Source organism: Arthrobacter nitrophenolicus (genome assembly GCF_000332815.1).
In the GTDB taxonomy this organism is placed as follows: Bacteria; Actinomycetota; Actinomycetes; order Actinomycetales; family Micrococcaceae; genus Arthrobacter; species Arthrobacter nitrophenolicus.
This window is the reverse complement of record NZ_AOFD01000043.1, coordinates 16,484-38,685: the sequence shown is the minus strand read 5'-3', so window position 1 is coordinate 38,685 and position 22,202 is coordinate 16,484. Positions and strand designations below refer to the sequence as shown.

Annotated in this window: 17 protein-coding genes and 3 pseudogenes; 14 read left to right on the top strand and 6 right to left on the bottom strand. The window is 69.0% G+C overall.

Annotated features, from left to right (window positions below):
* Positions 1–103: 103 nt before the first annotated feature.
* Positions 104–1,855, top strand: a complete 1,752-nt coding sequence (locus tag G205_RS14820; RefSeq protein WP_009358691.1) for a thiamine pyrophosphate-dependent enzyme — start codon at positions 104–106, stop codon at positions 1,853–1,855.
* A gap of 70 nt (positions 1,856–1,925) precedes the next feature.
* On the opposite strand, the gene G205_RS14815 is transcribed toward G205_RS14820, so the two are convergent.
* On the bottom strand, positions 1,926–2,270 hold the full coding sequence (locus tag G205_RS14815) for a hypothetical protein (RefSeq protein WP_009358690.1): 345 nt from the start codon (positions 2,268–2,270) through the stop codon (positions 1,926–1,928).
* Between the two features lie 257 nt (positions 2,271–2,527).
* Here G205_RS14815 and G205_RS14810 point away from each other — a divergent pair, with 257 nt between their 5' ends.
* The 4 genes from G205_RS14810 to G205_RS24090 all read left to right on the top strand — a co-directional run bounded on the left by G205_RS14810 (position 2,528) and on the right by G205_RS24090 (position 6,239).
* Complete coding sequence (locus G205_RS14810; RefSeq protein WP_009358689.1) at positions 2,528–2,743, top strand: hypothetical protein; 216 nt, start codon at positions 2,528–2,530, stop codon at positions 2,741–2,743.
* 101 nt (positions 2,744–2,844) lie between these two features.
* Entirely contained in the window at positions 2,845–3,918 is a 1,074-nt protein-coding gene (locus tag G205_RS14805) for an NAD(P)H-dependent flavin oxidoreductase (RefSeq protein WP_009358688.1), read from the top strand.
* 114 nt (positions 3,919–4,032) lie between these two features.
* Positions 4,033–4,668: a hypothetical protein gene (locus G205_RS14800; protein ID WP_009358687.1), complete on the top strand. Its 636-nt coding sequence runs from the start codon at positions 4,033–4,035 to the stop codon at positions 4,666–4,668.
* Positions 4,669–4,748: 80 nt separating this feature from the next.
* Positions 4,749–6,239 carry a DUF1775 domain-containing protein gene (locus G205_RS24090; protein WP_009358686.1) on the top strand — a complete coding sequence of 497 codons (1,491 nt, stop codon included), beginning with the start codon at positions 4,749–4,751 and terminating at the stop codon, positions 6,237–6,239.
* A gap of 122 nt (positions 6,240–6,361) precedes the next feature.
* On the opposite strand, the gene G205_RS14785 is transcribed toward G205_RS24090, so the two are convergent.
* Positions 6,362–6,823, bottom strand: a complete 462-nt coding sequence (locus tag G205_RS14785) for a DUF4383 domain-containing protein (RefSeq protein WP_035753242.1) — start codon at positions 6,821–6,823, stop codon at positions 6,362–6,364.
* 187 nt (positions 6,824–7,010) lie between these two features.
* Here G205_RS14785 and G205_RS14780 point away from each other — a divergent pair, with 187 nt between their 5' ends.
* Genes G205_RS14780 through G205_RS14770 form a run of 3 tightly spaced genes read left to right on the top strand, consistent with a single transcriptional unit; the run spans position 7,011 to position 14,711 of the window.
* Positions 7,011–8,555, top strand: coding sequence for an FAD-dependent oxidoreductase (locus G205_RS14780; protein WP_009358684.1), 1,545 nt, complete (start codon positions 7,011–7,013; stop codon positions 8,553–8,555).
* A gap of 56 nt (positions 8,556–8,611) precedes the next feature.
* Positions 8,612–13,888, top strand: coding sequence for an Lhr family helicase (locus G205_RS14775; RefSeq protein ID WP_009358683.1), 5,277 nt, complete (start codon positions 8,612–8,614; stop codon positions 13,886–13,888).
* Entirely contained in the window at positions 13,881–14,711 is an 831-nt protein-coding gene (locus G205_RS14770; RefSeq protein WP_009358682.1) for an Fpg/Nei family DNA glycosylase, read from the top strand. The genes G205_RS14775 and G205_RS14770 overlap by 8 nt, the downstream gene beginning before the upstream one ends.
* 18 nt (positions 14,712–14,729) lie before the next feature.
* Here G205_RS14770 and yczE read toward each other — a convergent pair whose 3' ends face one another.
* Positions 14,730–15,350, bottom strand: coding sequence for a membrane protein YczE (gene yczE, locus G205_RS14765; protein ID WP_035753240.1), 621 nt, complete (start codon positions 15,348–15,350; stop codon positions 14,730–14,732).
* A 61-nt stretch (positions 15,351–15,411) separates the two neighbouring features.
* On the opposite strand from yczE, the pseudogene yczR reads away from it, so the two are divergent.
* Positions 15,412–16,925, top strand: a pseudogene (yczR, locus tag G205_RS14760) (MocR-like transcription factor YczR).
* Positions 16,926–17,007: 82 nt separating this feature from the next.
* Here yczR and G205_RS14755 read toward each other — a convergent pair.
* Positions 17,008–17,532 carry a DUF4188 domain-containing protein gene (locus G205_RS14755; RefSeq protein ID WP_009358680.1) on the bottom strand — a complete coding sequence of 175 codons (525 nt, stop codon included), beginning with the start codon at positions 17,530–17,532 and terminating at the stop codon, positions 17,008–17,010.
* Between the two features lie 92 nt (positions 17,533–17,624).
* Between G205_RS14755 and G205_RS22980 the strand changes: the two genes are divergently transcribed.
* Together G205_RS22980 and G205_RS22970 are read left to right on the top strand one after the other, a co-directional pair.
* Positions 17,625–17,927, top strand: coding sequence for a TetR/AcrR family transcriptional regulator (locus tag G205_RS22980; RefSeq protein ID WP_009358679.1), 303 nt, complete (start codon positions 17,625–17,627; stop codon positions 17,925–17,927).
* A pseudogene (locus tag G205_RS22970) lies at positions 17,927–18,198 on the top strand (TetR-like C-terminal domain-containing protein). The gene G205_RS22980 and the pseudogene G205_RS22970 overlap by 1 nt, the downstream one beginning before the upstream one ends.
* 125 nt (positions 18,199–18,323) lie before the next feature.
* Here G205_RS22970 and G205_RS14745 read toward each other — a convergent pair.
* Both G205_RS14745 and G205_RS14740 read right to left on the bottom strand, forming a co-directional pair.
* Positions 18,324–19,016, bottom strand: coding sequence for an SRPBCC family protein (locus G205_RS14745; protein WP_009358677.1), 693 nt, complete (start codon positions 19,014–19,016; stop codon positions 18,324–18,326).
* The gene (locus G205_RS14740) at positions 19,009–19,632 is read right to left on the bottom strand and encodes a winged helix-turn-helix domain-containing protein (protein ID WP_009358676.1); all 624 of its coding nucleotides are present in this window, start codon (positions 19,630–19,632) and stop codon (positions 19,009–19,011) included. The genes G205_RS14745 and G205_RS14740 overlap by 8 nt, the downstream gene beginning before the upstream one ends.
* Before the next feature lie 96 nt (positions 19,633–19,728).
* Between G205_RS14740 and G205_RS14735 the strand changes: the two are divergent.
* From G205_RS14735 to G205_RS14725, 3 genes and pseudogenes are all read left to right on the top strand, one after another.
* Positions 19,729–20,696: pseudogene (locus tag G205_RS14735) on the top strand (RluA family pseudouridine synthase).
* 102 nt (positions 20,697–20,798) lie between these two features.
* Complete coding sequence (locus tag G205_RS14730; RefSeq protein WP_052014143.1) at positions 20,799–21,464, top strand: hypothetical protein; 666 nt, start codon at positions 20,799–20,801, stop codon at positions 21,462–21,464.
* A 117-nt stretch (positions 21,465–21,581) separates the two neighbouring features.
* The gene (locus tag G205_RS14725) at positions 21,582–22,199 is read left to right on the top strand and encodes a DedA family protein (RefSeq protein WP_035753248.1); all 618 of its coding nucleotides are present in this window, start codon (positions 21,582–21,584) and stop codon (positions 22,197–22,199) included.
* Positions 22,200–22,202: the final 3 nt, after the last annotated feature.

The window sequence follows — 22,202 nt, the reverse complement described above, 5'->3', positions numbered from 1 at the left end:
CTATCCCCCGTCATCGCCAACCGGACCCCGATCCGGTAGCCCCACGCCACACAGTCCCCTGCCGCCTAAATCCACTGCCGGACCACCTAACTAAAGAAAGAACATGACACCAGAGCCGCAATCCACCCTGGCCACCGCCCGCACTACGCCCGACGCAGAAGCGCCTGCCGCCGTCGACACCTCCCGGACGGAGGAGCAGCCGCGTCCGGACGCGCCCGGCCCCGCCCTCAAATCCGCCGGGCACGTGATTGTTGATTCCCTCGTCGCCCACGGCGTGGAACGCACGTACGTGGTTCCCGGCGAGAGCTTCCTGGATGTGCTGGACGGCCTGCACAGTTCCGGGATCCAGACCGTCGTCTGCCGGCACGAGGGCGGCGCCGCGTACATGGCCGAGGCGGACGGCAAGATGCACCAGCGCCCGGGTGTTGCCATGGTGACCAGGGGCCCCGGCGCGGCCAACGCCCACGTGGGGCTGCACACGGCGTGGCAGGACTCCACCCCCATGCTGCTCTTCGTGGGCCTGATCCCGTTCGCCCACCGGGACCCGGAGGCGTTCCAGGAGTTCGACATCAAGGCCTGGTTCGATACCGGCGCCAAGCGGGTCATGACCCTGGACCATCCGGAGCGGGCATCCGAAATCGTGGCGGAGGCGATGTTCGCCGCCATGAGCGGACGGCCCGGGCCGGTGGTGGTGGGCTTGCCGGAGGACATCATCCGGCAAGAGATCAGCCCGGTGCTGCACCCTGCCATCCCGGTTGCTGCCGGCGGCATGGCCAGGACGGACGCGGAGGCCCTCGAGGCGGCCCTGGCGGAATCGAGCAAGCCGCTCTTCGTGACGGGCGGCAATGACTGGACCCAGGAGGCGGCAGACCAGCTCACCACCTGGCTGGAGGAGCACCGGATCCCGGCAGCGGCGGAATGGCGGACGCAGGGAACAGTGCCGTTCGATTCCCCCTCGTACGTGGGGCCCATTGGGTACGGCCGGCCGCGTCCCACGTACGACCTGCTCGAGGAAACCGACCTGCTGGTGTTCGTTGGAACCGTGCCGGGGGACGTGATCACGGACGGCTTTGTCTGCCGGCAGGACTGGAACAAGAAGAACTTCCTGGTGACTGCAGATCCGTCACTGCGCGGCCGTTCCGGCCCGGTGTCCCGCCAAGTTTTGGCCAAGCCGGAAGCCTTTGTGCGCGATCTTCGGAACATCCGCCTGCCGGTGAAGGATGAGTGGAAGGCCTGGACAGGCAGGATGCGGACGGAGCAGGAACGGTTCGCTGCGCTGCCCCCGGCTGCTCCGGCAGCCGGCCAGGCCCGGATGGACACCCTGATGGCGAACCTCGTCCCCAGGCTGCCGGCGGATGCCGTGGTGACCTTCGGAGCAGGCGAGCACACCAACTGGGCGCACCGATACTTTCCCACCCGCCGGTACGCGTCCATGATCAGCGCCCGCAACGGCTCCATGGGCTACTCCGTGCCGTCAGCCATCGCGGCTTCCCTGGCTGATCCGCGCCGGCGGGTTGTCACCATCGCGGGCGACGGCGAGTTCCTCATGAACGGGCAGGAACTAGCCACCGCAGCGCAGTACGGTGCAACACCGCTGGTGATCGTGATGGACAACCAGGAATACGGCACCATCCGTACGCACCAGGAACGGCACTACCCCGCCCGAATTTCCGGCACCCAGCTGCAGAACCCCGACTTTGGGCTGATGGCCAGGGCATTTGGCGGCTTTGGCGTCACGGTTAGGGAAGACGAGGATATTCCAGCAGCGCTGGACGCTGCGCTGGAGTCCATCGACCAGGACAACGTCTTCGCCCTGATCCACCTGGTGGTGGAGCAGCGGGTCAAGGCGTACTGAGGAAACTAGTGCCGGGCAGGCTGGACGGCGGCGGGAAGATCCCGCCGCCGTCCGCAACACTCGGGGGCTGCTACAGCTTGTCGGTGCGGTCCTCGCCCTTGTGGCCTGCGCCCCGGAGGTTTTCCTGGACCTTGCCGAACAAGTCCTTGATGGTGGATTCGGCATTGGTGATGACGTCCACCGGCACGTAGACGTCATGCGTGAGCGGCAGGTCGTATTCATCCTTCAGGTGCGTGCCGTTTCCAACCCCCTGCAGGGAAAGGTAGACCATCGCCTCCGTCCGGGCGACGCCGGCGAGTTTCCCAAAGACGACGGTGAATTCGTTGGGCTGGAAGCTGATGGTCTGGCCGATGTGGTTGCGGCCAAGCTCACCAGCGGGAACAACCTTTTCCGACTGGCTTCCGGTGTAGTCCATGAACATCTCCTTGGATCGTCTGGCACTTACGAACGCAGTCTAACGCCGCGCGCAGTTGCGCCCCCAGTGCCCGGCTTAGGTCGCGGGCCGGAAGGTGGGACCGTGGCCAGGGCCAACACCTGTGTGCTGGAGGGCTGCACAAGCGGCCGGCGGCCGGCGTGGTCAGTCCTCCATTGAAGCCACCGGGTCCGCGCCTGTTTGATAGCAGGAACGGCTGGACAGCCGCCCAACCACCTAAGGAAAATCCCGTGACTTCAATGGCGAACCGCGTCAAGAGCCCCACCCGCTGGGACGAAGTGGAAATTGGCGACACCGTGGAACTCCGGCGCAACGGCGCCCGCATCCATGCAGGGCTGGTGGATGCCCGCACCGCAGACGGCGACGTGGTGTGGGTGATCGCCCCCGCCGGCGGCCGGCGGCTGTTCCACATTTGCGACGGCTACGACCTGGTGGAGTCACCCGCACCGCAGTAGGGCCGCAATAAAGAGGCCGGAACGGCAGCCCAGCTTTGCAAGACCCAGGTTTTGCAAGACTAGGGACGGACCCGCCAACGGCAACCAGCCAGGAGACAGCCATGACCCCGCCGGACTTCACCGCTTTCCGCAGCACCCCCATCACCGAACTTCTCGGCATCGACGCGCCCGTGGTCCTTGGACCCTTCGGCGGCGTCTCCTCCGTGCAGCTCACAGCAGCAGTGAGCGACGGCGGCGGTCTGGGTTCCTACGGCCTCTACGGCTACGACGGCGGTGCCATCCGCCGGACAGCGGCGGACCTTCGCGAAGCAACGGGCAGGCCGTTCGCCCTCAACCTGTGGATCCCCACGGGCGATGAGGCCGAGGCGGTGGACCAGGCCGATTTTGACCGTTTCACAGGCCCGCTGAAGCCGTACTTCGAAGAACTCGGGATCCCGCTGCCGGAGATGCCCGCGCGGTACCTGCCTGACTACGGCGAACAGGTGGAGGCCACGCTGGAAGCGTCTCCCGCCGTCGTCAGCTTTGTGTTCGGTGTCCCCGCACCCCAGGTGGTGGAGGACGCCCACCGGCGCGGCATCAAGGTGCTCGGCACCGCCACTACCGTGGAGGAGGCCGTGGCGCTGGAGGCCGGCGGCGTGGATGCCGTGGTGGCCAGCGGCATGGAGTCCGGCGGGCACCGCGTGTCCTTCCTGCGGCCGGCAGACGAATCGCTCGTTGGGACCTTTGCCCTGGTCCCGCAGGTCGCCGACGCCGTGCGGATCCCGGTGATAGCTGCCGGCGGAATTGCCGACCGGCGTGGGGTTGCTGCTGCGTTTGCCCTCGGTGCGGAAGCCGTGCAGGTGGGGACAGCGTTCCTGGCCACCCGCGAGTCGGCGGCGGTCCCCGCCTACCGTTCGCTGCTTTTCAGCCCGTCGGCCGGCCGGACGGTCCTCACCCGGGCGCTCAGCGGCAGGCTGGCCCGCGGCATCCCCAACCGCGTCACCACCGACCTGGCCGATGCCCGGTCCATCGCGCCGTTCCCCATCCAGAACTGGCTGACAGGGCGTTTCCGGCCGGAGGCCGCCGCCCGCGGGAACACCGGACTCATGTCCCTCTGGGCCGGCCAGGCCGCTCCCCTGATCCGGCACGACACCGCCGCGGATGTCCTCGCTGAACTGCTGGCAGGCGTCGGATAGCAGGACGGGCGGGAGGCAGCGGCACCTGCCGGCGCGCCAATCACCGATAGAATCTGGACCGGCGGAACCATGCCCGGGATACCGCCGGCAACCGCTACGGGGAGAGGAGGAGCCGTGCCGTCACACAAGCCGCGCGCGCCCTTCCACCTCCTCCGCTCCTCGGCCCTCGCCGCTGCAATCCTTGCCCTGGCGGCGGGAGCCCACGTGGCGGGCGGCGGCCACCTTCCGGCTCCCGGCATCCTGCTGGCCGTCCTGGCATTGACCGGGCTCGCAAGTACGGCCGCCACCCGGCTGCGGCTCACCTTTCCCGCTGTGGGGGCGCTCCTTGGCGCCGGACAGCTGGCTCTGCATGAAGCGTTCACAGCATTCAGCGCCCCGGCCCTCGCGCTGGGTCCGGCCAACCTGCATTCCGGCCACCAGCACGGCGGGGGCACTCCGGTGCTGCCCGAACTGGTCACCGTCGCCGGGCACGCACCCGCGGGCGATCCCGGTTCGGCACCGCTGATGCTGGCCGCGCACGCTTTGGCCACCCTGGGCTGCGCGCTGTTGCTGGCCAAAGGCGAGGATGCGTTGTGGGCCCTGGCCGCTTGGCTTCGTCCGCTCGCGGGGCTCCCCCGTGCAGAAGCGCCCGACGCCGTTCCTCCGGTTTTCGCAGTCTTCCCGCCTGCCGCCGTCCCCCGCCGTCCCTGGCGGAACCTGCGGCAAGACAGCCGACGCGGCCCGCCTTCCGCCGTCGCGCTCTGTTCCTAACCCCACGCCGCATCCACTGCCGGCGGGGCATTTCACACTTCTGCACGCCCTGGGCGGGCGTGCGCCAGAAAGGCAACCCCATGACCATTTCCATTCTTCGCCGTACCCTGACCACCGCCGCCGCCACGGGCGGCGCGGCAGCCCTGATGCTCGCAGCGGCGGGCGGCGCCGCGGCACATGTCGGCGTCACGCCCGACAAAACCGACGCCAACTCCTACGCCCTCCTGACGTTCGGGATTCCCCACGGCTGTGACGAATCGGGCACCACCAAGGTGGCCATCACCCTGCCCGCCGAACTCAACGACGCCCAGCCAACGGTCAACCCCAACTGGACGGTTGAAAAGGTGACTGAGCAGCTCCCCGAGCCCAAAAAGCTCGCGGACGGATCGTCCATCACCAAGCGGACCAGCCAGATCGTCTACACCGCCAAGGAACCCCTGCCGCACGACCTCCGCGACGCACTGGTCCTGTCCGTGAAGCTCCCTGACGCGGCCGGCAGCACGCTGCACTTCCCCACGCTCCAGACCTGCGAGTCTGGCCAGACCGACTGGTCCCAGATCGCGAAGGACGGCGAGGATCCGCATTCGCTGGAGGCACCGGCCCCGTCCATCACCGTGACGGCGGCTGAGGGCGGTAGCCACGGGACGGAAGGCGCAGCGCACTCAACGCAGGAGGGCGCCGGAGAAACCGGGCAGGCCGCAGCGGTCACGGACAGCGGAGCCGAAGCCCGCAGCTGGGCAGGCCTCGCTGCCGGCGCAGGCGGGCTGATCCTGGGCGGCGCAGCCTGCTGCGGAGCGGCGCGCGGCGCAAGGCCACGGACAGCGCAGCCACCAGGTAGCCAAGGTTTGATGCCCGGATCATCACGATCCGGGCATCAAAACAGCCGCCAGGCCTGCGGCATCGTTGACGCCGGCAGGCGCTGCCGCGAAGGTTGTGGCATGAGGTCTCAGAAAATCTTCCAGGGGATAGCCATGTCGACGGCGGCCGGAGCGGCTGCCCTGCTGCTCACCGCCTGCGGTCCAAGCCAGCCGCAGACCCAGGCGACCACGACGGCGCCGGGTACCGGCACGCCCAGCCCGAGCGCGACGTCTGCGCCGCCGTCGTCCGCTCCACCGTCTTCCACCACGCCGGCCACGTCCGCTCCTGCGGCCCCCGGCCTGTGCAAGGCCGCAGGGCTGACCGCGGCCACCGACGCATCCGGCGGTGGCGCTGCAGGCAGCGTTTACATGAACCTCAACCTCACCAACAGCGGCACGGAGCCCTGCCTGCTCAAAGGCTTCGCCGGGGTCTCGCTGGCGGCAGACAACGCCGGTGCCCCCATCGGAGCGCCCGCCTCCCGTGATGAATCCACGCCCGTCACGGACGTCCTCCTGGCACCCGGCCAGACCGGCACGGCCGTCCTGCGCTATACCCAGGCCGGAAACTACATGGACTGCGCCATGGTGGACGCAGCCGGCTACCGCATCTACCCGCCGGAGGACACTGCCTCGCTGTTCCTGCCGCAGCCCACCAAGGCATGCAGCAACGCCGGCATCACTCTGCTCACCATCGGGGCGTTCCAGCCCGCGTAGGCTCCGGGTCCGTGGGGCCCTTCCTACAGACGACTGCAGGCGGTCCGGCTAGTGCCGGGCCGCCTGCAGTTTCTTATCTGTGCCGCGAACCTGTGGCTGCGCGGCTGGTGTTTCAGTACCTGTTAGTGGGCCGTGGTAGCGCGGCCGGCGCGGGCAGTTCCGCGGGAGAGAGCAAGGCCAAGGCCAAGCATGCCAACGCCCAGGACGAAGTGCAGCCAGTTGTCCGCCATGTTGACGGGGACGAAGTTGGCCGGGGTGTCCAGGCCGATCAGCAGGCCATAGATCCACAGGACCAGGTAGATTGCACCGCCTACCACCAGGTAGTTCTTTGACTGTGCAGCGGTGCGGGCCATGGCGATGCCAGCCGCGCCGAACAGCAGGTGGACGATGTTGTGCAGCACAGACACCTGGAAGATGCCCAGCAGCAGGGCTCCGGATTCATGTCCGGCGAAGCCCATGGTCTCGTAGTTGGTGGTGATGCCAGGAATGAAGCCCAGCACACCCACCAGGAGGAAGACCGCTCCCACGGCGAGGGCTGCTTTTTGAATGTTGGTCCGGCCTACGGTACGACCGTCGGAACTCATGCTTGTCATGATTTCTCCTGCTGTTTGTCGTTTTCGTTTCCATGGCTGCCGGGCTGCGCCTGACCATAGACTACCCCGACAAAGTAAGTATACTTAGCAACTGCGGAACTGATAGGTCAGGTCTATAACGGACCCATTACAAACTGGCCCCACCAGGCCATTGAGACCGGAGGCAGGTTGAGTTGGCATGACGTCGATTTGGTTGGACCGCAGCGCGGCCTTCACTTCCGATCCGTTTGAGCCCGACACCACATACGACACTGTGGTGGCCGGCGCGGGGCTGACCGGCCTGGTCACCGCGCTGCTGCTGGCCCGCTCCGGCCAAAAGGTCCTGGTTCTTGAGGCGCGGCATCCGGGCGCCGTCACCACCGGCAACACCACGGCCAAGGTGACCCTGCTGCAGGGCACCTTCCTGTCCCAGCTCGCCCGCCAGTACTCCCCAAAGCAGGTCCAGGCCTACGTTGACGGCAACCGCGAAGGCCAGTCCTGGCTGCTGCGCTACCTTGACGACCACGGCGTCGCGTACCAGCGCCGCGACGCCTACACCTATGCGGCAACGGCCCAGGGCACGGAAAAGCTGCGCGAGGAGGTGAGCGCCGGAACCACAGCGGGGCTCGCCATGGAATACGTGCGCGACGCCGGCCTGCCGTTCGCGGTGCACGGCGCCGTCCGCCTCCCCGACCAGGCGCAGATCCATCCCATGGAAGTTGTGGACACACTGGTGGCGGACATCCGCGGCCGGGGCGGCACGGTAGTGGGCGGCGTGCGGCTGCGGGACGTCGCCGGTGACCAGCCGTCAGTGGTGCGGACCAGCCGGGGCAGCGTGCGCGCGGACCGGGTGGTACTTGCCACCGGCATCCCGGTCCTGGACCGCGGCCTGTACTTCGCCAAGCTGAAGCCCAGCCGGTCCTACGCCGCGGCCCTTGAGCTGCAGGAGGGGCAGGAGCCGCCGGCCGGGATGTACATCTCCGTGGAACAGCCCACGCACTCGCTTCGGGATTACGAGCACGACGGCCGCAGGCTCCTGCTGGTGGGCGGCCACGGCCACCATGTGGGCCGGGCGGAGTCCGAGAAGGCGCATCTGCAAGGGCTGCTCGACTGGACGCGCCAGCACTATCCGGGGGCGAGGACCACGCACGCCTGGTCCGCGCAGGACTATATGGCCACCAACCTGATGCCGTTCTTCGGCAAGCTTCCCCGCGGCCGGGGGCATGTCTACTTCGGCACCGGTTACAACAAGTGGGGCATGACCAATGCCGTCGCCGCGGCACTGGCGATCTCCGCCGACATCCTGGGCGGCCATGTGCCCTGGGCGGACACCATCCACCACCGGGTCACCTCCCCCGCCGGAGCCTTCTCCGCCGTCGCCCTTAATGCGGGTGTGGCAGCCAAGCTTGCGTCCGGATGGGGGCAGCTGGCGGCGGAAGGCCTGAAAACGGAAGGCACCAGGGCACTGAAACGGGGCAAAGATGTTCCTGCGGCCGCGCCCGTTGTGCCCGCCGAAGGCGAGGGCCGGGTGTACCGCGAAGGGACCCGCCCCGTGGCCGTCTCCACCGTTGACGGGACCACCTGCAAGCTGTCTGCCGTCTGCACCCACCTGGGCGGCATCGTGCACTGGAACGACAATGAGAGGACCTGGGACTGCCCCCTGCACGGCTCCCGCTTCAGCAGTGACGGCACGCTGCTGGAAGGTCCGGCCACCAGGGACCTGCCGCAGGACCGGAAGGTTTGAGCCCGGGTTCCGGGGACACCGGCGGTCCTGTCGGTGGCCTGGGGCATGATGGAGGCATGACCCAGGAAAAGCCCTCCCCGGGCGGCAGGCGTCCGGCGGATGCTGCGCCCATGGCCCAGTTCAGCAGGCCGACCCGCGACTGGTTCCTGGGCGCTTTTTCCGAACCCACCCCTGCCCAGGCCGGGGCCTGGAACGCCATCTCCTCCGGTTCGCACGCCCTGGTGGTGGCTCCCACCGGTTCCGGCAAGACGCTCGCCGCTTTCCTGTGGGCCCTGGACAGGCTGCTGGGCTCCGCCGCTGCGGCCCCGGAGCTGCCGGGCTTCGAGGATGCGGCTGCGTCCAAGCGCCCCGCGACGGGCAGGAAGCCGCGGGCCCCGAAGCGCAAGACCCGCGTCCTCTACATCTCGCCGCTGAAAGCCCTGGGTGTCGACGTCGAGCGCAACCTGCGGTCCCCGCTGATCGGCATCACCCAGACCGCCAAGCGCCTAAACCTTCCGGCGCCCCTGATCACGGTGGGCGTCAGGTCCGGGGACACCACCGCGGCGGACCGCCGTGCGCTGCTGAGCAACCCGCCGGACATCCTCATCACCACCCCGGAATCACTGTTCCTGATGCTTACCTCCAGGGCCCGTGAGACGCTCACCGAGGTGGACACCATCATCATTGACGAGGTCCATGCCGTGGCCGGAACCAAACGCGGCGCGCACCTTGCCGTATCGCTCGAACGGCTCGATGCCCTGCTGCCCAAGCCTGCCCAGCGGATCGGGCTCTCGGCCACGGTTGAGCCCCGGGAACTGGTGGCCCAGTTCCTGGCGGGTTCGGCGCCGGTGGAAATCGTTGCCCCGCCCGCGAAGAAAAACTGGGACCTCACGGTGTCCGTGCCGGTAGAGGACATGTCCGATCTGCAGGGCGCCGCCGGGGCTTTCGATTCCGGCCCGGCCTCCGGGCTCCAGCCGCAGGCCTCCATCTGGCCGCACGTGGAGGAGAAGATCGTTGACCTGGTGCTGGCCAACCAGTCAACCATCGTGTTCGCCAATTCCCGCCGCCTGTCCGAACGGCTGACGGCCCGCCTCAACGAGATCTACGCCGAACGGCAACTGGTGGCGGCCGGCGGCGGCTGGGACGATCCCGGGGCGGGAGGGCTGGAAGCTGCCGGCTCCGGAGCGGCGGTCCCGCCGTCGGGCGTTCCCGCGTCGGGCGTTCCCGCGTCCACTGGGACGCCCGCCCACATGATGGCGCAGGCGGGCAGCTCGGCGGGCACAGACCCCGTGCTCGCACGGGCGCACCACGGCTCGGTCTCCAAGGACCAGCGGGCACTGATCGAGGACGACCTGAAGTCCGGCCGGCTGCGCTGCGTGGTGGCCACCTCGTCCCTGGAACTCGGCATCGATATGGGAGCCGTGGACCTGGTGGTGCAGGTGGAGTCACCGCCGTCGGTGGCCAGCGGCCTGCAGCGCGTGGGGCGGGCCGGCCACCAGGTGGGCGAAGTGTCCCAGGGCGTCCTGTTCCCCAAGCACCGGGCAGACCTCGTCCACACCGCCATCACCGTGGAACGGATGCTTGGCGGAAAGATCGAGCGCCTCAGCATCCCTGCCAATCCCCTGGACATCCTGGCCCAGCAGACGGTGGCCGCCACCGCCCTGGGCAGCATCGACGTCGAGGAGTGGTTCGCCACCGTCCGGCGCTCCGCCCCCTTCGCTTCGCTCCCCCGTTCGGCGTTCGAGGCCACCCTCGACCTGCTGGCCGGCCGCTATCCGTCGGATGAATTCGCCGAGCTTCGGCCCCGGATTGTCTGGGACCGCAACGCCGGGACCATCGAGGGCAGGCCCGGCGCCCAGCGGCTGGCCGTGACCTCCGGCGGCACTATCCCGGACCGCGGCCTGTTCGGCGTGTACATCGTCGGCACCGAAGTGGAAGGCTCCGCCTCCCCCGCCGGCGACGGCAAACCCGCTCCGGCACCCAAAGGCGGCCGGCGCGTGGGCGAGCTGGACGAGGAAATGGTGTACGAGTCCCGGGTGGGAGACGTCTTCGCGCTGGGTGCCACCAGCTGGAAGATCGAGGACATCACCCATGACCGCGTCCTGGTATCGCCGGCCTTCGGCCAGCCGGGCAAGCTGCCGTTCTGGAAGGGCGACTCGCTGGGCCGGCCGGTGGACCTGGGCCGCGCGCTGGGCGCCTTCGTCCGCGAGCTGTCAGCGTCCGACGCCGGTCCCGCCGCCCAGCGCTGCAAGGCGAGCGGGCTGGACGGGTTCGCCGCCAACAACCTGATCCAGTACCTGACAGAGCAGAAGCAGGCCACCGAGGTGGTTCCGAGCGACACCACGCTGGTGGTTGAGCGGTTCCATGACGAGCTGGGCGACTGGCGGGTCATCCTGCACAGCCCGTTCGGCATGCCCGTGCACGCACCCTGGGCCCTCGCCGTGGGGCAGCGGCTGCACCAGCGGTACGGGCTGGACGGCTCCGCCATGGCGGCCGACGACGGCATTGTCCTGCGCGTGCCCATGATGGAGGACGAGCCCCCGGGCGCGGAGCTGTTCCTCTTCGACCCCGAAGAGCTGGAACAGATCGTCACGGCCGAGGTGGGCGGCAGCGCGCTGTTCGCGTCGCGGTTCCGGGAATGCGCTGCGCGGGCGCTCCTGCTCCCCCGCCAGACGCCCGGGAAACGGCAGCCGCTGTGGCAGCAAAGGCAGCGTTCCGCGCAGTTGCTGGACGTCGCCCGGAAATACCCCACATTCCCCATCGTGCTGGAAACGGTGCGTGAGTGCCTGCAGGACGTCTACGACCTCCCGGCCTTGAAGGACATCGCCGCCTCCGTGGAACGGCGCGAACTGCGGATCGTGCAGACCACCACCTCCCAGCCGTCGCCGTTCGCCAAGTCCCTGCTGTTCGGATATGTGGCCCAGTTCCTGTACGAGGGCGATTCACCCCTCGCGGAACGTCGGGCCGCGGCTTTGGCCCTGGACTCCACGCTCCTCAACGAGCTGCTGGGCCGCGTGGAACTGCGGGAACTGCTGGATGCAAGGGTCATTGAAGCCACGGAGCGGGAGCTCCAGCGGCTGGCCCCGGACCGGAGGGCACGGGGGCTCGAGGGCGTGGCGGACCTGCTGCGGCTGCTCGGGCCGCTGACGCCGGACGAGGTCGCGGCCAGGCTGCAGGGTGAGGACAACGCGCCCGGGGACAGTGCCGCCGTCGGCCCGGCTGCCGCAGATAGTGACGCTGAACCAACGGAGGCCGAGCTCGCGGCCGGACTGGACGGCGGCGGGCCTGCGCCCGAGGCAGCCCATGGCAGCATTGAATCCGCGACAGCCCACCTGGCAGCGCTGCAGCGCGCCAACCGGGCCATCAAGGTGAACATCGGCGGGGTGGAGCGGTTCGCCGCCGTCGAGGACGCCGCCCGGTTGCGGGATGCCCTCGGGGTACCGCTGCCCATGGGCGTTCCCCTGGCCTTCATCGAGCCGGTAGCCGATCCCCTCGGGGATCTCGTCTCGCGTTATGCCCGGACCCACGGCCCGTTCACGGCCGGTGAAGCGGCAGCGCGGCTGGGACTCGGCGTGGCGGTGGTGGGAACCGCCCTCAAGCGGCTCGCCGCGGACGGACGGGTAGTGGAGGGCGAGTTCCGGCCGAACGCGGCCCCGCCCGGCAGTGCAGCCCAGCCGGGCAGTGCCGTCATGCCTGCGGGCATCGAGGGTGCCGGCGCCGAAGAATTCGACGGCGGACCGCTTGGGTCCGGCACCGACGAGGCTGCAGACGACGAGCTTGCCGTTGATGTTCTTGCAGGCGATGACGACCTTGATGTTGCGGGCGAAGATGAGGAAGAGGAGCTGTCGCCGGCCGAGGCAGCGCACCTGCCGCCGGTTGGGCAGGCAGCACCGGAACTCCCGCATGCCGCCGTCAGCGAATGGTGCGACGCCGAGGTGCTGCGCAAGCTCCGCCGCCGTTCGCTGGCGGCGCTGCGGGCCGAAGTGGAACCGGTGGACGCCGCCGCCTACGGTCGGTTCCTTCCTGCCTGGCAGCACGTCCGCGTTCCGGGCGGCGGTCGTGGCCAGCCGTCGCTCCGCGGCCTGGACGGCATCGTTACCGCCATTGACCAGCTTTCGGGGGTGCCTGTCCCCGCGTCCGCGTGGGAGCCGCTCATCCTTGCCAGCCGGGTGTCCAACTACCAGCCGGCGATGCTGGACGAGCTGATGGCCACCGGGGAGGTCCTGTGGTCCGGGGCCGGAGCCCTGCCGGGAAATGACGGCTGGATCAGCCTGCACCTTGCGGACTCGGCGGAGCTCACCCTGAGCCCCGCTCCGGAGTACCAGCCGGGTGACGCCGGGCAACGCCTGCTGGACCACCTCCGGGCCAACGGCGGCGGCTATTTCTTCCGCCAGCTGACGGACATCGCGGGCGGCATGGATTCGGTGCTCAGTGACCAGGAGGTGGTGACAGCCCTCTGGGAGCTGGCGTGGGCCGGCCGCATCACCGGGGACACCTTCGCCCCCGTCCGTGCGCTGATCGCCGGCGGCCATACGGCGCACCGGCAGGTGGCACGCGCACCGCGGGCAAGGGCGCCACGGCTCAGCAGGCTGGGGCGTTCACACGGCACCGGGCTGATGGGGTCGCCGGGCCTTGCCGGCGGGCGCTACGGCGGCTCAGGTGCCGCAGCAACTCCACCCCTGGCAGCCGGGCGCTGGTCCGCGCTGCCGGAGCCGGAGCTCGATCCCACCATCCACGCCCGCGCCACCGCCGAGCTCCTGCTGGACCGCTACGGCGTTGTCACCAGGGGCTCGGTTATGGCCGAGCAGATCCTGGGGGGTTTCGGCCTGATGTACAAGGTGCTGGCACGGCTGGAGGAAGCGGGGCGCTGCCGGCGGGGCTACTTCATCGAGCATCTGGGGGCGGCCCAGTTCGCCGTGCCGGCCACTGTGGACCGCCTGCGCTCCTACGCCGAGGACACCCAGCTCGCCACACCGGATCCGGTTGCCCTGGCACTCGCCGCCACGGACCCCGCCAACCCTTACGGCGCGGCCCTTCCCTGGCCCGCCCTGCAGGACGACGCCGGAACCGGCCACCGCCCGGGCCGCAAGGCAGGGGCGCTGGTGGTCCTGGTGGACGGAGCACTTGTCCTCTACGTGGAACGGGGTGGCAAGACCCTGCTGGCCTTCAGCGACGACGACGCCGTCCTGTCCGCCGCCGGCGCCGCCTTGGTGGGCGTCGTGACCCGTGGCGCGGTGGACAAGCTGATCATGGAAAAGGTCAACGGGCACGGCATCCTGGACACCCCGGTGGCGGCCGCCCTCAGTTCCGCCGGAGCCTACTCCACCCCGAAGGGGCTGAGGATCCGTGCCTGAGGGTGATTCCGTCTGGCGGGCAGCCAACCAGCTGCACAAGGCCCTGGCCGGGCAGACCCTTCTGGCCTCCGACTTCCGTGTCCCCCGGTTCGCCACCCTCAACCTTGCCGGGTGGACGGTGGCCGAAGTGGTACCCCGGGGCAAGCACCTCCTGATGCGGGTGGCGGGGCCCGACGGCAAGCGGCTCACCATCCATTCGCACCTGAAGATGGAGGGCACCTGGCAGATCTATCCTCCGGGCGGCAAGTGGCGGAAACCCGGCTACACGGCCCGGTGTGTCCTGCGCACGGCGGCCGCGGACGCCGTCGGCTTTTCCCTGGGCATCGTGGAAGTGGTGGCCACCGACAACGAGGACTCCATTGTGGGGTTCCTCGGCCCGGACCTCCTGGGTCCGGACTGGGACCTGGACGAGGCAGAGCGGCGGATCCGCTCGGCGCCTGATGTTCCGGTGGGGGTTGCTCTCCTGGACCAGCGGAACCTCGCCGGCATCGGCAACATCTACCGCTGCGAGGCCTGCTTCCTCTCCGGTGTCCACCCCGCCACCCTCGTAGCAGAGGTGGCAGACGTACGGACCATGATGACGGACGCCAAGCAGCTGCTGGAGGTAAACCTCGGGCCCGGCCGCCGCGTCACCATCCTCAACGCCCGCGGCATGCCCGTGGGGCGGATGGCCGGCCGGCCGGGCTACTGGGTGTACCGCCGCGAGCACCAGGCGTGCCTGAAATGCGGGACCCCAGTCCGGCGCGGACTGCTGGGCAAGCCGAACGGGGACGAGGAACGCGATATCTACTTCTGCCCGCGGTGCCAGCCGGAACCGGTGTAATCCACGCCCGGGAAGAGGTCAGGAAACGGTGGCAGGAGCAGCACCGGCAGTCTGCGGCAGCGCAGCCGGAACCATGAACCGCGGCAGCAGCAGCTGCACCAGGGGTCCGATGGCCAGCGCGTAGACAACAGTTCCCACGCCCACCGAACCGCCCAGCACCCAACCGATGGCCAGGACTGTCACCTCGATCAGTGTGCGGGACAGGCGGACGGACCAGCCGGTGCGCCGGGCCAGGCCGGTCATCAGCCCGTCCCGGGCCCCGGGGCCAAAGCGGGCACCGATGTAGCAGGCGGAGGCGATGCCGTTGAGCAGGACTGCGCCGGCGAGCATCGCCACCTGGCCGAAGAGCTGGGACACGGCAGGAATCAGGGCCAGTCCAATGTCGGCGAAAACGCCCACCAGGATGGCGTTGCACAGGGTTCCGAAGCCGGGCCACTGCCTCAGGGGGATCCACAGCAGGAGCACCAGGAAGCTCACGATGATGACCACCAGGCCGATGCTCATCCCGGTCCGGTTCGCCAGGCCCTGGTGGAAGACGTCCCACGGGTCCAGGCCAAGCCCGGCCCGGATGAACATGGCGAGGGAAATGCCGTACATGGCGAGGCCGGTGAAGAGCTGGATCAATCTGCGGGTCATCATGGGAACAACCCTCCCACTCAACTGGCTTTTGATTACATAGCCAGTTTGAAACACTGGCTACATGGCCCCTTCCCTGAACGCTGCAGCACTCTCCCGTCTCTTGGGCCCCTGGAACCGCGGGGCCGGCCCGGCATACCGGGAACTGGCAGATGTGGTCCGGTTGCTCATCCTGGACGGCAGGGTGCCCCTGGAAACCGCTCTGCCCAGCGAGCGCGCCCTTTCCGCGGCACTGGGCGTCAGCCGGACCACCGTCACGGCCGCATACACGAGCCTCCGGGAACAGGGGTTCCTCAGCAGCGGGCAGGGCAGCCGCGGCAGGACCCGGATCCCCGACCTGAACCCGTTCGGGCCAGCGATTTTCGGCCCTGCCAAGGCCAAGGAAGCCGGTGGCACAGGGCAGGGCTGGACAGGGGCCGGGGCCATGTCCGCTCCGGGCCTGGCAGCGCCCGAAGGGATCCTGGACCTGGCGTACTCGGCCCTTCCGGCCAGCGGCGAACTCGTACACCGTGCCTTCGCCGCCGCGCTCACCGAACTTCCGGCCCTGCTGCCGGGCTTCGGCTACGACGCCATCGGCCTGCTTCCGCTCCGCCAGGCGATCGCTGACAGGTACACGGCCGCCGGCGTGCCCACGCATGCGGGGCAGGTGATGGTCACGTCGGGCGCCCAGCACGCACTGACCATTGTGCTCCGCACCCTGGCGGACCGGCAGGACCGGGTCCTGGTGGAACACCCCAGCTACCCCAACGCCCTGGACGCGATCCGGGCCGCCCGGTGCCGGCCTGTTCCCGTCGCCTTTGCCCACGGCGGCTGGGACCTGCCGGCGCTGGAAACCGCCCTCGCCCAGCAGCGCCCCAAGCTCGCGTACATGGTGCCGGACTTCCACAACCCCACCGGCATGGCCATGCCCGATGCCCAGCGCCGGCGGCTGGTCCGTGCAGCCGCTGCCGCCGGAACGGTCCTGGTGGCGGATGAGACGCTGCGCGAATTGAACCTCGACGGCGTCGCCACCACCCCGCTGGCCGGTTTCAGCCCCCACGTGGTCACCATCGGTTCACTCAGCAAATCGCACTGGGGCGGCCTGCGGACCGGCTGGATCCGGGCTTCCGAAGCATGATCGGGCGGCTGGCCGCTGCCCGCACCACCGTTGACCTGGGCGGGCCGGTCATGGAGCAGCTCGCGGCCGCGCACCTGGTCCGGGCCCTTGACGAACCGCTCCCCGCGCGGCTGGCGACGCTGCGGACCAACAGGGCGGCGCTGCTTGAACTGCTGCGCGGGCATCTGCCTGACTGGCAGACCCCCGTGCCCGCCGGCGGGCTGTCCGTATGGTGCCGGTTGCCGGCACCATCCAGCACCGCGTTGACAGTACTGGCGCCCGAGTTCGGTATCCGACTGGCGGCCGGGCCGCGGTTCGGGATCGGCGGAGCGTTCGAACGGTTCCTTCGGGTGCCCTTCACCCTGCCGCCCGAGCAGCTGGAAACCTCGGTGCTGGCACTGCGGGCCGCCCAGGACAAGCTCAATGCCGCTCCCCAGCTCCGGCGCACCCTCACCACTGCCCCCGCGGTGGCGATTGCCTGAGCGCCACACAACCAGTCAGCGTCAACTGCCGTTGTGGGCGCCCATAGCGACAGTTGGTGCCATCCGGGGAGGCACGCAGCGGTTAGGCTCCTGCTGCCGCCCGGTCAGACGCCTTGCCATTCCGCATGGCAGCCCGGCCCATCCGCTGCTTTGCGGTATTGGTTCCGGGCCCGATGGGAACATGGCTGGTGGCTTTGGCCAGCCCGAACAGCGGCATGCCGCTGTAGACCGCCTCGATCCCGCCGGCGGGCACCTGGTAGGTTTCGTGCCAGACGCCCACGTCGCCGCGTCCAGCCATCTCCTTCATAAAACGCCGCCAGGGTTCCAGGTGCGGGGCCTCCCGGTCAGCCGCGAACTTCCGTAGATGCTCCGGGCTCTCCCAGTAGCTGAGCAGTACCGTGGTCCGCCCCAGCCACTGCTCAAAACCAAGCATCCCGGACCCCGGGTCCGACGCCAGGTGCCGGAGCATCGGCGGCATCGCCGAGGCGACCTTTGCCACGGCCCGGATCTTCCACCAGCGGTTGGCCCGCATGCCGATCAGGAACACGGTGACGGAATCACGGGCGGGGTCGGCGGTATACCGGCCCGGGAAGACTTCCTGTGCCATGGGGGCTCCTTCGTGGGGAAACGCAGGGCATTTCACGCCCGGCCACGTTTCATAACACTGTTATGTAACAACGTTATGAGACAATCGGTTCCATGGCAAGGCCCGTGATGCATGACGATTCCCTCAAACAGCAACTGCTGGAAGTGACTGCCGGCCTCGTGGACCGTGAGGGCCCGGCGCGCGTAACCCTCCGCGACGTGGCAGCCGCCGCGGGCACTTCCACCACCGCGGTGTACGCGCTGTTCGGCGGAAAGTCCCAGCTGCTGACCGCTGTCATGGACTACGGATTCCGGTCCTTCCGCGAGTCCCAGGAGCAGGCGGCCCACGGAGGCCTCCAGGGGCTTGGCATCGCTACCGGACCTGGGCACTGGAACATCCTGCGCTGTACCGGCTGATGTTCGGCGGAGCATGGCGGCCTACGCCGACTGCAAGCCCAGTCCGGAAGCCGCGGCCGGGGCGATGGACCCGCTGATCGGGGCAGTCTCCGCAGCGCAGGCCGCGGGCACGCTGCGTCCGGCACCCGCGGAGCTGGTGGCCGTGGCCATCTGGGCACAGGTCCACGGGCTGATGAGCCTGGAACTGGACCAGATGGGCCCGCCGGACGCTCCCTGGGAGGACGTCTACCGCCTGGCCCTCGACGCCATTGGCCGCGGCTGGGCCGCCTGAGCAGCCCACTTTTCGACCCGGAAATCCGCCCGCGCTGCGCACATTACCTGATGCAGGCCAAATATTGGCGCGTCAGGTAATGTGCGCGTCGAACACGGTTTAGCGCGTCGGCCAGCGAGGACAACTCAGGCGTACACGCGCTCCAGGAAGCCGCTCCATGCCTTGGCGGTGGTCTCCGGGTCCCCCGCTCCGCTGAAGTCGTGGACGGTCATCCCCACGGGGGCGCCCCAGACGTTGCGGCCGAAGAACCGGTACATCGCGTCGGCGGTGCGGAGGCCCAGGAAGTGCTCGTTCGCGAAGTCCACTTCGCCCGTGAGCCGCCCCACGCCGTCGAGCTCCACATCCACGGCGGAACCCTGCCGTGCGGACTCAACACCCAGCGCCTTCCGGAGCCGCTCGAACCCGTCCGGGACCTGGGACGCGGCCGGCCCCTGGATATCGGTGAAAACCACCGGCTTGCCGTCGAAGTGCCGCAGGTACTGGCCCAGCGTATGCAGGTAGAACTCCGTGTGGCGGCTGGCGCCGTCGTACTGCTCGTCCCAGTTGTCCGCGAAGATGCCGCTGTGGACATAGTGCAGCCGGGCGCGCCCGCCGTCGAGCGGTTCCAGGACATGCTCCAGCTGGTTGAACCAGCCGTCGGGGCCGTCCATCCGGGACACGAGATGGGTGGGGTATTCGTTCACCGTCTTGACGTCCGGCCACTGGTCCGTGGGAAACATCCATGCCGGGGTTCCCGTGGTGACGGCCTCCCACACCCGCTCCGGTGTGCCGGGCAGTTCGGTGTCGTAGACGATCTCGAAGTTGCGGTTGTCAGTCATTGTCCTGCTCCTTGCCTGAGGGGGTCTGGTTGGTTGTCTTGAGTGCCGGGTGCAGGGCCACCACCAGCCGGTGCCGCCGGCCGCGGGAGGAGGCGCCGCCGTCGTGGTACTTGTCCACCAGCTGCGTGACCGCCACGCCGAGCTCCTCGGCAAAGGCGGCACGGTCAGCCGCGCTGCGGAAGGTGATCTCGCCGTCGATGGCGAACGTTGCCAGCTTTTGGCGGGCGGCCGCGGCCCCGGCGATGAGCTTTCCCACTTCCTGGACCATCCGCCCGGCGAGGGCGAGCAGCCAGAAGGCCGAGAACCGGTCCGCGAAGCGGCGGGGGTCCGGGGAAACGGAGGCGAGCGCCGAGGGTGAAATGAGGTAGGACGCGGCCGTGGCCTGGAGGACGCGCTCGGTCACGTTGCCCTTGCGCCGCTCCTCCACCAGCTCCACGAGTCCGTGCCGCTCGAGGGCCTTGAGGTGGTAGTTGACCTTCTGCCGGGGCAGCCCCACCTTCACGGCCAGCTGCGTGGCGGATCCGGGCGTACCCAGCTCCCGGAGGATCCGGGTCCGGATGGGATCGAGTGACGCCTCGGCCGCCGCGGGGTCCTCAATCACTTCGATGTCCAACATGGTTCCATCCTGCAACCGACAAATTTTATTGTCAAGAATTTTTTTGTCGTCGGAAGCGCCAGGGGGCCTGGCCCCGCAAAGTAGAATGGACCGGTGATGCAATCCCCCCTCCCCGTGCGCGACGGCGTCAACGCCACCCGCCTGCGTCTCCCCGAGGAGGGTCCCTGGGAGACCGCAATGGACTACATGATGCACCGGTGGGGCCACATCGACCCGCAGGCATCGAGAACCGGTTCGACGCCGGCGAGATTGTCGGCGAGGGAGGTGTTCCGCTGCACCGCGGCACCCCCTTGCAGGACCACACCTTCATCTGGTACTACCGCACGCTCCCGCCGGAGACCCGGATTCCCGTGGACATCGGCATCCTGTACCAGGACGAGCACCTGCTGGTGGTGGACAAGCCCCACTTCCTGCCCACCACCCCCGGCGGCACCTACATCCAGGAGTCGGCCCTGGTGCGGCTGCGCAACCAGCTTGGCCTGCCGGACCTCATTCCCATGCACCGGCTGGACCGGATGACCGCCGGGGTGCTGCTGTTCTCCACCAATCCGCAGACCCGCGGCAGGTACCAGGTGCTCTTCGAGAAGCGGCAGGTCCAGAAGGAATACGAGTGCGTGTCCGCCGCCGAGCCTGCTCCCGGGCATCCCGCCGTCGACTTTCCAGTGGTGGTCCGCAACCGCATGACCAAGTCCCGCAGCTACCTCCTCGCGGAGGTTATTGAGGGCGAACCCAACGCCGAGACGCGGATTGAGCGGTTGGAAACGTTCGACGGCGGCCCTGCGGCGGGTGCTCCGGGCACCACGGGCGGCGGCCGGCTCGCCAGGTACCGGCTGGAACCGCACACCGGCAAGACGCACCAGCTGCGGGTGCACATGGCGTCCCTGGGACTGGGAATCGTCAACGACGCCTTCTACCCGGACCTGCTGGACAAGGCCCCGGACGACTACGCCAGGCCCCTCCAGCTCCTGGCCCGTGTCATCCAATTCGTGGACCCCGTCTCCGGGAAGCCCGTGGAGTACCGCAGCGGGCTGGAACTCAGCGAGGCCGTCCGGGCACGCTCCTGACTGCTGGCACGCCACTTGCTGCCCCGGGCGGGAACGGCAGTCCGGGAGCTGGCGTCCGCGTCCCATGAGGGGTAGACCAGTCCGTGAAGGAGCGTGGCGATCATGGACAGAATGACCGAGATTCCGGGCGACCGCACGGCCGCCAAATTCGCGTATGCCGCCGCCGGCCTCGGCGTGATGGGCGTCGCCAGCCTTGGGGCGATGTACGCCGTGGAGGTGCCCAAGGGCGGCCCCTTCGTCTTCGGAACCATCAACGACGCCGTGGGCGGAGTCTTCAGCCTGGCGGTGATCCCCGTCATCCTCCAGATCCACCGCAGGATACCGCCCGGCCGCGCCGCGGACGCGGGCAAGTGGCTGGTGCCGGCAGCCTGCGCCGCCGGCTCCGCGAGCTCATTCCTCCTCATCGCCAGGAAACTGGAGTACAAGCCCTCCACAGCAATATCGCTGGCGGCGATGACGGTGCAGGGCGGCTGGCTCCTGCTCGCGAACCGTGCCCTGCTTTCGTCGAAAGGCTACCCCGAGGACCTCGCCAGGCTGGGAACCGCCATCGGGGCCGGCCTCTTGGGGGCACTGCCCGTGGCAGGCCTTGCCTTCGCGGAGCAGCTTCCGGCCTGGCTCCGCCGCGGGGTTGGCGGTGCCGGTGTGACTGTGGTGGCTGTTGCCTGGACCGCCTGGCCGTACTGGTACTTCCTGGCGGGCAGGCATTTGAGCCACGTCCCGGCCGGAAAGCGGACGCGGCGGTTCCGTCCCCTGCGGCCCACGGGCTGAGTTGAGGCCCCACCGGCCGGGTCCTATAAGCTGCGCCCTCGTCGGCACCTCCCGTTCGCTGCACCCTCTTCGGAAGCTCCCCTTCGGCAGCGGCCCGGAGTGCGGTACGTTGTGGCCATGGACTTCGGCAGCGCTGACAGCTGGGGGGCTGCGATCTATTTCTGGATCATCCCCGTAGTCCTTGGCGATGCAATCTTTCCGCCGGTCCCCTCCGAAATGGTGGTCATCACCGGCGGCGCGCTGTCCGCCGACGGCCGGGCCAACGTGTTCCTGGTTGGCGGGCTCTCCGCTCTGGCCTCCTGGATCGGCGACATGGTGGTGTTCCAGCTTTTCCGGCGCAGGCTCAGCCATGTCCTTGACCGCTGGCGGTGGGGCCGGCGCGTGCATAAGGGCATCCACGACGCCCTGGCCAAGGCGGGGCGGTCGTCGACCTACGGCACCATCATCGGCGCCAGGTTCATTCCCGGCGGGCGCCTGGCCACCTCGGCGGCAGCCGGGATCGCTGACGTTTCGGTCCGGGGCTTCAGCCTCTGCGCGGGACTCGGCGCCCTGCTGTGGGCGTGCTGGCTGGTGGGCCTGGGGTACTTCACGGGGTCCGCAACCAGGCTGCCGTTCTGGGCGAGCTCGCTGATCGGCGTGGTGCTGGGCCTGGTGATCGGCGCCGTCGTCGGAATAATCGTGACCCGCCGCCGCGGCAACCGGTCCCCCGTGGAGGAACCCGGACCGCTGGCCTGACGC